General features: G+C 34.3%; 12 protein-coding genes. 5 read left to right on the top strand and 7 right to left on the bottom strand.

The window, feature by feature from the left end; translation table 11 throughout:
• Window positions 1-365: Lrp/AsnC family transcriptional regulator (locus A9G30_RS09815; protein ID WP_065588833.1), on the bottom strand; the 365-nt coding region annotated here is incomplete at its 3' end.
• A gap of 106 nt (window positions 366-471) precedes the next feature.
• On the opposite strand from A9G30_RS09815, the gene A9G30_RS09810 reads away from it, so the two are divergent.
• Window positions 472-1023, top strand: coding sequence for a cysteine hydrolase family protein (locus A9G30_RS09810; RefSeq protein ID WP_065588832.1), 552 nt, complete (start codon window positions 472-474; stop codon window positions 1021-1023).
• Window positions 1024-1240: 217 nt separating this feature from the next.
• On the opposite strand, the gene pgm is transcribed toward A9G30_RS09810, so the two are convergent.
• The 3 genes from pgm to A9G30_RS09795 all read right to left on the bottom strand — a co-directional run bounded on the left by pgm (window position 1241) and on the right by A9G30_RS09795 (window position 3693).
• Window positions 1241-2878 (bottom strand): phosphoglucomutase (alpha-D-glucose-1,6-bisphosphate-dependent), encoded by a 1638-nt coding sequence (gene pgm, locus A9G30_RS09805; protein WP_065566269.1) that lies wholly within the window; start codon window positions 2876-2878, stop codon window positions 1241-1243.
• 61 nt (window positions 2879-2939) lie between these two features.
• On the bottom strand, window positions 2940-3485 hold the full coding sequence (locus tag A9G30_RS09800; RefSeq protein ID WP_065588831.1) for a hypothetical protein: 546 nt from the start codon (window positions 3483-3485) through the stop codon (window positions 2940-2942).
• 22 nt (window positions 3486-3507) lie between these two features.
• Entirely contained in the window at window positions 3508-3693 is a 186-nt protein-coding gene (locus A9G30_RS09795) for a hypothetical protein (protein WP_065582571.1), read from the bottom strand.
• Between the two features lie 166 nt (window positions 3694-3859).
• Between A9G30_RS09795 and A9G30_RS09790 the strand changes: the two genes are divergently transcribed.
• Both A9G30_RS09790 and gloA read left to right on the top strand, forming a co-directional pair.
• The gene (locus A9G30_RS09790) at window positions 3860-4360 is read left to right on the top strand and encodes a glycine zipper 2TM domain-containing protein (protein ID WP_065566277.1); all 501 of its coding nucleotides are present in this window, start codon (window positions 3860-3862) and stop codon (window positions 4358-4360) included.
• Window positions 4361-4559: 199 nt separating this feature from the next.
• Entirely contained in the window at window positions 4560-4967 is a 408-nt protein-coding gene (gloA, locus tag A9G30_RS09785) for a lactoylglutathione lyase (RefSeq protein WP_065588830.1), read from the top strand.
• Window positions 4968-5018: 51 nt separating this feature from the next.
• Here gloA and gmk read toward each other — a convergent pair whose 3' ends face one another.
• Window positions 5019-5651: a guanylate kinase gene (gmk, locus tag A9G30_RS09780; protein WP_065582569.1), complete on the bottom strand. Its 633-nt coding sequence runs from the start codon at window positions 5649-5651 to the stop codon at window positions 5019-5021.
• Window positions 5652-6233: 582 nt separating this feature from the next.
• Between gmk and A9G30_RS09775 the strand changes: the two genes are divergently transcribed.
• Entirely contained in the window at window positions 6234-6929 is a 696-nt protein-coding gene (locus A9G30_RS09775; RefSeq protein WP_065588829.1) for an AzlC family ABC transporter permease, read from the top strand.
• Entirely contained in the window at window positions 6926-7249 is a 324-nt protein-coding gene (locus A9G30_RS09770) for an AzlD domain-containing protein (protein ID WP_065588828.1), read from the top strand. Before A9G30_RS09775 ends, A9G30_RS09770 begins: the two co-directional genes overlap by 4 nt.
• A gap of 102 nt (window positions 7250-7351) precedes the next feature.
• On the opposite strand, the gene A9G30_RS09765 is transcribed toward A9G30_RS09770, so the two are convergent.
• Together A9G30_RS09765 and A9G30_RS09760 are read right to left on the bottom strand one after the other, a co-directional pair.
• The gene (locus tag A9G30_RS09765; protein WP_065567485.1) at window positions 7352-8251 is read right to left on the bottom strand and encodes a heme biosynthesis HemY N-terminal domain-containing protein; all 900 of its coding nucleotides are present in this window, start codon (window positions 8249-8251) and stop codon (window positions 7352-7354) included.
• A 10-nt stretch (window positions 8252-8261) separates the two neighbouring features.
• A complete protein-coding gene (locus A9G30_RS09760; RefSeq protein WP_065588827.1) occupies window positions 8262-9734 on the bottom strand; it encodes a uroporphyrinogen-III C-methyltransferase in 1473 nt (490 codons plus the stop codon).
• Window positions 9735-9756 lie beyond the last annotated feature (22 nt).

Here is a 9756-nt window from a genome sequence, read left to right as displayed (position 1 = left end):
ATTTTGTATCGACAATATTGCTCAATTTCTTCTAAAAATAGCGTTAATCTTTCATCAATAAAGCAACTTTTTATCATATAACACCCATCGCCTGTAATTTTATAAAACTCGATAATTTCGTTAAATGATTTAACCCTATTTTCAAATGCTCTGAATTGGTTGGAATCCATATAAATGGTGATAAATTGTAGATTGCTGGTTTTTTCTTTGATAGTAAACTTTTCGATAATGTGATTAGCGTGCAGTTCTTGAACTCGCTGCCCAACAGCTTGCCCTGTTAAAAATACTTTTTCGCCAATCTCTTTCCATGATTGACGGCTGTTCTTTTTCAATTCATCTAAAATAGCTCGATCTTTTTTATCCATTTTTCATTTTGAAAGCGAATAATAGCAAAGGCTTTCAGTCTACTATGTTATGCGTTACTCAATTATTACATAATTATAAATAGAAAGATAACAAAGGAGAAAAAAGATGAAACAGGCATTAGTGATTATTGATGTCCAAAATGACTATTTTCCAGAAGGTAAATTTGCCTTAGTTAATACCGAATCTACATTAAAAAATGTTCTAAAATTACAGCAATATTTTAGATTAAAACAGTTACCCATCTATTATATTCAACATACAAAATCTGATCCTAATGCTAACTTTTTTGTTAAAGGAAGTAATGGCGCTGAAATTCACTCTAGCCTATTACCTATTAAGGATTTACGTGAATATATTATAGAAAAAAATTTTCCCAATAGCTTTTACCAAACCAATTTACAACAAAAATTACAGCAAGAAAGCATAGAACAATTAGTTCTTTGCGGCATGATGATCCACATGTGTGTTGATTCAACTACGCGCTATGCTTGCGAACTAGGTTATCAGCCTATTTTAATTCATAATGCTTGCACAACGCGAGATCTTGAATTTAATGATCAAATCCTTTCTGCTCAAATGGTGCATAGTGGTTTTATGTCGGCATTGACGGGATTTGCATCAGTAATAAGTGCTGATGCATTTATTCAGATGAAATGAAATATTAGTGAAACTAGCTTTTTTGATCGGTATGTATACAAAATGCTACGCCATATCAAATGGTATAAAGCGATTGGGAAAAATTAGGTGTTGATAGAAACAAAAAACTAATAAAATCGTTTTTATCAGAAAATCAAAATGTTAAGTTGGAATTCAAATTGTACTTTAAAAATAAAAAGCAACTTTAACAGTTGCTTTTCATTGCAAATTCGGCTAACTATTTAATTGCTTTTGCCACAATTTCTTGCGCTTCTTGTTGAAGCGTACTTAAATGTTCGTTGCTTATAAAACTTTCAGCATAAATTTTGTAAGCATCTTCGGTTCCTGAAGGGCGAGCGGCAAACCAACCGTTTTCTGTAATCACTTTAAGCCCACCAATTGGTGCATTATTAGCAGGTGCAGTCGTTAGGCATTGAGTAATTTTTTCGCCAGCTAGGTTGTCGGTAGTTAATTGACTTGCATCAAGTTTCGCTAGTTTTTGTTTTTCATTAAACGAGGCTGGCGCTTGAATTCGCCCATAATAAGAAACACCAAATTTTTCTTCCAACTTTTGATATTGTTCTTGTGGATTTTTACCCAATTTAGCTGTCATTTCGGCCGCTAATAAGCATAAAATAATCCCATCTTTGTCGGTCGTCCAAACTTTACCGTTGGTTCTTAAAAATGAGGCGCCAGCACTTTCTTCGCCAGCAAAGCCTAGTTTACCTTGGTAAAGCCCATCAGCGTACCATTTAAAGCCAACTGGGTATTCTAAGTATTTTTTGTTTAAGCTATTGGCTACTCGATCAATCATTGAGCTTGTGACTAGCGTTTTACCAATGGCGATATCTTTATGCCATTGAGGGCGATTTTGGAACAAGTAATTTACACAAGTAGAAAGATAGGCATTTGGGTTCATTAGCCCTGTAGGGGTCACTATACCATGCCGATCAAAATCAGTGTCGTTGCCAAAGGCTAAATCAAATTGGTCTTTTAATTTTAATAATCCAGCCATTGCCCAACGGCTTGAGCAGTCCATTCTGATCACTTCATCATGATCTAGGTGCATAAAACTAAATGTTGGATCGATGTTGTTGTTAACAATATTTAAGTTAATACCATATTTTTCGGCAATTCTAGGCCAATAAGTAATACCAGCACCACCCAATGGATCAACACCAATTTTTAGTGATGATGATTTGATGAGAGATAGATCAAGAATGTTTTCAAGATCGTTAATATAATCGGTTTCGTATTCTTTCGTATGGATATAATTTGAATGTATTGCTTTGTCTACGCTGATGCGTTTTACACCATTTAGTTTGTTTTTTAGTAATTCATTAGCACGGTTTTCTATTTGCTTTGTAATATCAGTATCTGCAGGACCACCATTAGTTGGATTATATTTTATTCCGCCATCTTCAGGTGGGTTATGTGATGGCGTAATTACGATGCCATCGGCAAGCTGGGAATGTTTGCCTTGGTTATAGGTTAAAATAGCATGTGAAATCACTGGCGTTGGTGTATAGCCCCAATCACGAGCCATAACCACAGTTTGTTCATTAGCAACAAAAACTTCAATAACTGATTTTAATGCAAGTTCTGAAAGTGCATGGGTGTCTTGACCAATAAAGCATGGACCAGTAATGTTATTGGCTTTGCGGTATTCGGCAATGGCTTGAGCAACGGCTAATATATGAGCTTCATTAAATGTACCTTTGTTGGAACTGCCACGATGACCAGACGTACCAAAAATGACTAATTGGCTAGCATTATCCGTATCAGGTTGGATTTGGTAATAGTTATTTTTTAAGGCTTCAACATTAATAAGATCCGATGCTTGTGCTAGCATTCCTGCGCGGCTTTGCTTGGCCATTTTTTACTCCTCTTTCATAAACTAATATTTTATAATGGCTAAAAACATGAATTGATTGAGTTTATATCGTGTTTTTAACGCTATATATGTTTTTATTTAACCTGTTAGGTAAAAAAGCGTTGGTAACTTGGTTTATCATTGTTTCAGATATGCCCATGTCACTCATTATCGATTCAATAATATACATTTTTCTGGCAGTATTGGTATTACTAATAACCCAATAAGGTGTGCCAGTAATTTCGCGAGGTTTGGTATTTTTACCCGATGTTTCGAGTGATAACTTGTCTTTTGCAAGATATTGTCGTTTGCTACCATGCAATGAAGTGGCGGCAATAGCAAAAAGTGCTGGATTATAGTTATATAAGGCACTAAGTAATAATATAAAACGACTAATAATGGATTTTTCGTTTGTAAAAGTGCTGCTAGTTAATAAATCATTAAAAAGAGGATAATGATTTTCTTTTTTTACGCTAGTTCGTTGTTTTGCCAATCCAGATTGGTTTATATTTAACAAACGTCGTAATATACTTGATGCGTCTTCACCAATGTGTTTAGTTTGGCCTGCAATAAATTGGTATAATTCTTCGTCGATTTCGATAGTTTTCATTATGTTACATATGCCTATTAAATTATTTTACGGAACATCCTAAAGCAGGAACTTTGCCAAGGTGTGAATCATTTGCTGTTTTATTATCTAAACAACCACCTGATGGTTGCTCAAAAGCAGCGCTATCTGTTTTTTGTGGCGCTTGATTTACATCATGACAGGCAGTTATCATAACTGATAATATTACTTGAAAAAATAACCGTTTCATATATTCATTATATGCTTAATAAAATATTGCGCTGAGTATAACCTAACTTAGGCATAAATTGTATTGGCTATTGATAAAATAATGAAAATGCTATTGTTGTTTTTCAAAAACAATATTATCCTAAACAATGTATAACGAGTTTATACGAACATTACATGAGGAATTAATTATGAAAAAAATCGTCACATTAACTATTTTAGCTGCACTTATATCTGGATGTAGCAATAGTGATCTCCATTCTGGCGATGTATATACGGCTGATCAAGCAAAACAAGTTCAACAAGTGAGTTATGGTACAGTTGTTTCTGTACGACCAGTTAAAATTCAAGCTAATGCGTCAAATGGTAAGAGTGAAAACGTAGCGGGTACTTTAGGTGGTGCTGTTCTAGGTGGTGTTTTAGGCAATACCATTGGTGATGGCACTGGTCGAGTATTAGCAGCTGCTACAGGTGCTATTGGTGGTGCAATTTTGGGCGATGCAATTCAAAATAAAGCCAACCAAGCTGAAGGGGTTGAATTAGAAATTAAACAGAATAAGGGATCAAATATTGTTATTGTTCAAAAAGGTTCTCCTAACGATTTCTTTGTTGGCCAACCTGTTCGTTTAGTGACTAACGGTAAACAAATTAGCGCTTCACCTCGTAGTTTTAAAAATTCAATAAAATAAGAGTTTTTAATTTTTAATAAATTGTATGTCATTTTTGATTGAATTTTGCTCATCTTTATGGTGAGCAAAATGTTAATTTTACTCGTTTTTTGTAGTTATTTTTTATCATGCATTCCTAATCTGCAACAAATATTTGCCTGTCTAAGCGCTAACGTATAAACTCACCACAAATTTTAATGTGATAAGGAGTAATAAAGTAATGCGTATATTACATACCATGATCCGCGTTGGCGATCTACAACGTTCCATTGATTTTTATACTCGTATAATGGGAATGCGTGTGTTAAGAACTAGTGAAAATACTGAATACCAATATTCATTAGCTTTTGTTGGCTATGGTGATGAAACTACCAGTTCAGTTATTGAGTTAACTTATAACTGGGGTACGGATCAATATGAACATGGTTCGGCATTTGGTCATATTGCAATTGGTGTTGATGATGTAGCTAAAATGTGCCATGACGTGAAACAAGCAGGCGGTAAAGTTATTCGTGAAGCCGGACCTGTAAAAGGGGGCACAACTATTATTGCTTTTGTTGAAGATCCTGATGGCTATAAGTTAGAGTTAATTCAAAACGATCAGGCCGATAGAGGATTAGGTCATTAATTTATTCTATCAATGATATCGCACTGATATTTAGGCGATATCATATATGTTTTAATTTGAATGGTTTGCCAATAAATCTGCTAATAATTGTTTATTGATAACAGTTTGTTTTGATTGCTCTAAACTAGCTGTGGTAATTATTGCGCTTAAGGCATTTAACGATATATTAAAATCGTCATTGATAATGACATAGTCATACTCGTTATAATGCGAAATTTCAGCCTGTGCTTTTTTCATTCGTTTGGCAATGATATTATTGTCATCTTGCCCACGCTTTACTAGCCGATTTTCAAGCTCTTTTAGTGAGGGTGGTAATATAAATATACTTTTTGCATCAGGCATTTTTTTGCGTACTTGCCTAGCACCTTGCCAATCAATATCTAAAAAAACATTAGTCCCTTGCGATAGGCTTTGCTCGATTTCGGCTTTAGATGTGCCATAATAATGGTCAAAAACGTTAGCATATTCAACAAATGCCTGCTTGGCAATTAATGATTCAAAGTGCTCATGATCCACAAAATAATAATGCTCGCCATGTGCTTCACCGGGGCGAGGTGTGCGTGTTGTATGCGAAATTGATACTTTGGCTGGGTGCAAATTACTTTGGGAAAGGTAAGCTTGAATTAAACTTGATTTACCAGCACCACTTGGCGCTGAAACAATAAATAGAGTTCCTGTATACATAGATTGGTTTATCACTTTTAATAAATAAATGCTTTTTAATTGTCAAAGATGCTTTTGTAAATATTATAGCAAAATAAAAAAATAGATAGAGTTCTATATCTATTTTTGATATTGGATCGTGCAATTTTTATTACTTATCATTACTTTTTGCGATTTAGGTAAAATTATTTTACAAACATCGTTTAACACACGGTAGTTAACCAAGTTTTGTTACAAATTAATCATTGCATTGATTTGATTATGCTAACATTAGCTATTTGCTTAGCTCCGTATAAATTGACCGTGTCAACGAGCGCTCTTTATGTACAAACTCTTTATGGTATGCCTAATCAGGGAAAAATGGTGGTAGGATTATTTATTATATCAAACCTAAAGTCGTTGAAGATAAGTATTGTTATGGCGATACGATTTATGTCAGACCTAACCTTGAAAAAATTTAAATAGGTGTGTTTTTGCAAAATCGAAAATATCGCAAATCAATGAATAACTCATTGCATTTATTTTTATATTCAAGCAAACTGCTGATACTTTGCGCTTATTGATAATTTACGATAATACAATGTTTATTTTTAGGTGGTTGTTATGTCATTAACATTTAAAGATGGAGTTTATGCCTGTATTCCAACATTATTGGGTTACATCGGTATTGGTATTGCGGCTGGAGTTGTGGGCAAATCAGCAAACTTGTCAGTATTTGAAGTTACGTTGCTGGCTATCATCGTTTATGCTGGTGCAGCACAATTTATTATTGCTGGATTAATGATGGTAGCGACACCCATTTCGTCCATTATTTTTACTACTTTTTTAATTAATTCACGTCATTTCTTAATGAGCATGGCAACAGCCCCCATTTTTCGCAAGTTTTCGCTATTTAATAATATTGGTATTGGTAGCTTATTGACTGACGAAAGTTTTGCTGTTGCTATGAATGCTATTGCTAATAAAGAGCCTATTAACGCAGCTTGGATGCATGGACTTAACTTAACCGCTTATACTACTTGGATTTTATCTTGCTTATTGGGTGCTTTAATTGGTGAATGGTTACCCGATCCTGCTCTGTTCGGTTTAGATTATGCTCTAGTAGCCATGTTTATTGGTTTGTTATATTTGCAATTAATTGGTGATAAAAGTAAGCATTTTAAAAATCGAATTTTAGCAATGCTAACGGTTGCGATTACGCTTATTTTGTTAATGCGCTTTGTATCTCCTGAAATGGCTATTTTAATCAGTACGCTTATCGGTTGTTTTATGGGGATGGTAATGGAGCGTGATGTATGACAATGTATAGCTTATTAATTATTTTCGGTTGTGGGTTAGTGACTTGGTTGCCGAGAATTATTCCATTTTTATTGGTTCGGAAATTGCAGCTACCTAATAGTGTAATTCAGTTTTTGTCGTATGTACCTTTATGTATTTTAACTGCACTGTTTGTGCAAAATTTATTTTTAGCAAAACAAGGACAGTTTCCTACTTTTAATATAGAGTATTGCTTAGCAACAATTCCAACTGTCATTATCGCTTTTGTAACCAAAAATTTAATGTGTATTGTGGTTGCTGGTATATGCTTTATGGCGTTAATTCGTTACTTTATTGTTTGATTTTACGTTATTCGATAATTAATTTCTAATTACGATGTATAAAGGCTATTTTAAGCACAAATAAAAAACAGGGCATTTGCCCTGTTTTTTATTTGTGCGCTTTTATGTTCTTTCTTTTGGTTCTAGCTTATTTATCGACTTTAATAACTTTTCTGCCTCATTGGTTTGGCCTAATTGATTAAAACTATCGGCTACCGCTTTTTGATAAGTAATATTATTTAAGATGGCTCGGGGTTGTGAGTGCCACCATTTTACTAGTGCTTGAGGATCATCGCTAGCTGAAAGTTGTTTAATTCGGCCAATATAGGCTGTTTGTTTAAGCTGATCTAATCGCAATTCGCTATACGCTTTAGCTTTATACATTGCTGGCAATAGGTCTATGATTGCTTGATAATCGCCCATTTCGTAATAAAGTTGATCAGCTAGTCTAAGCACTTCACCATTGCGTGGTTTTTCGTTTAATAGTTGATTCAATGTCATTCTTGCAGCAGTGTATTCGTGGTTTTTTATTTGTAAGCGAATCTGTACCAATTGAAAGGTAAATAAATCTTTTGATTGGCAACTTTTAGCAGCTTGCTCAAGAGATTGATTTGCCTCAATTAATTCATTATTATTGATTTGAGCTTGGGCTGCAAGTAAATACGATAAAGTGATATTTTTTGCCCCTTTAGCGCTTTTTACAAAAAGTTTAGCAGCTTGCTTATAATCGCCCTCAAGCAATAAGGTTTGTGCTTGTTCAATGCGTTTTATTGATTTTTTGGGTGAATGTAAGCTTAGCCAATTGCCTAATGCCGTTTTAGAACTAAATATTTTACTAAAAAAACAATAAATTAGGTAAAGGAAAAGCAACCCAATTAATTCAAATATCATAAATGAATTAAACGACATGCTAATACGATAATTAGCAAATTCAAATACCGCTGAGCCTTGCTGCCCTTGTAATAATGGTCCAAGAAACAATCCACCAACTAGCACTAAGAAAATAATTAGTATTTTTATCATCATTATTCTCCTATTTTGCTAACATTGAACGAACACGGGTTTGCATCAGTTTTTCAAGCTCGCCGATGCTAGCTAGGTCTTCTGGGGCATTTTGATTACTGATAGATTGATTTTGTAAACTTTCAAGTTCATTAATGAATGCTTTCACGCTTGGCGCATTACCATCAAAATAGGCATTAACCCAAATAGCGGCATCGCTAAGTGCTCGTTGGTAAATAAGTTCTTGATGCCTTGGTACTGCTTGTGCTGCAATCAATAGGCGGAAACGAATGTTTTCACGCAGGTAGAGTGATTGTTCTAAACTCAGTGGTGCTTTTAAAATTTGGCATTTTGTGATTTGTTTTTCATCTTTGCCAGCTTGCTCTAAGCATGCTTTAAAATTGTTATCTTTATCGTCAAATTTTTCAATAGTAATGAATTTATCCATAAAGGTCTTAGCACTGCTTAACAAATTGCTGGACCACTCACTAATTGATGATGATAACTCATTATTATTGTTATCAACTACATTATTAGAATTCGCCTGTACAGTATTGCTGGTGGTATCAACATTTTGAGATTTATCATTATAGCTGTTTGCATTGGTAGTATCTTCGCTATATAGCGTCATACCAAGGTCAATATCTTTATAATTACCAACTAAAGGTAATTCGGTAATTGATTCTGACAGACCAATTAAGTTAATAATAATACCATCGGTATCAATAAAGCTTACTTGAGCGAGCGAATTGATATCTTTACCAATAGCTTGCCTTGCAGGTAGTAAGCTTGGATCTTCAGCTTGTACAAGGCTTTGATCTGCACTTTTTAGTAGTAATCGTGCTGATGTGTAATCTTGGTCATTCCATATTTTACGACCTGCTAAATGTACTAAATAATTTGCTTGTGAAATTAACCAAACATTGTGATCGGTGGTGGACATAGCAGCTAAGCGTTCATTAATTTTTTGCAAGTTTTGTTCGGTAAGTTTTAATGAATCATTAAATTGATTGCTTAATTGCTGTTGCTTTTCTTGCTGATCGTCAAGCTCACGCTTAACACGCTGTTCTAACGAGTTAAATTGTTGGTTTTGCTTATTGATTGCATCGTTAATACTATCTTGTAAATCATTGGTGATGCTTTGTTTTGTTGTTTGTTTTAAATTTGCCAATTCAGTTTGCAATGTCGAAATGACCTTTTTTTGCTGCTTAATTTGCTGATGACCATAATAAAAACCAAAACCACTTAAGCAAACGGTTAATGCTATAGCAATTATCGATAGCTTTGAAGTAGGGGTACAGCTACTGTTGGCGTTGTTGTTAATTGACTTGGGTTGAGCCTTAGATTCTACAGGTGGATAAGGTTGTGGGTCTGTTGAATTTCTTTTGTCTTCTTTCATAGTCTTATTTGCTTCATTTTGAGTCGCAGTTGTTGATGGTTGGCTAAATGAAGTTGTGTTTATTGTTGATAGTGTTGCATTGGCGCCATAGTATTTTGGTGGCATAAATGACCTCATTTAGATTTAT

Source organism: Gilliamella sp. Fer4-1, from assembly GCF_001690515.1.
Classification (GTDB): domain Bacteria; phylum Pseudomonadota; class Gammaproteobacteria; order Enterobacterales; family Orbaceae; genus Gilliamella; species Gilliamella apicola_C.
The sequence above is the reverse complement of the archived record's forward strand: the minus strand, read 5'-3'. Positions and strand labels throughout refer to the sequence as shown.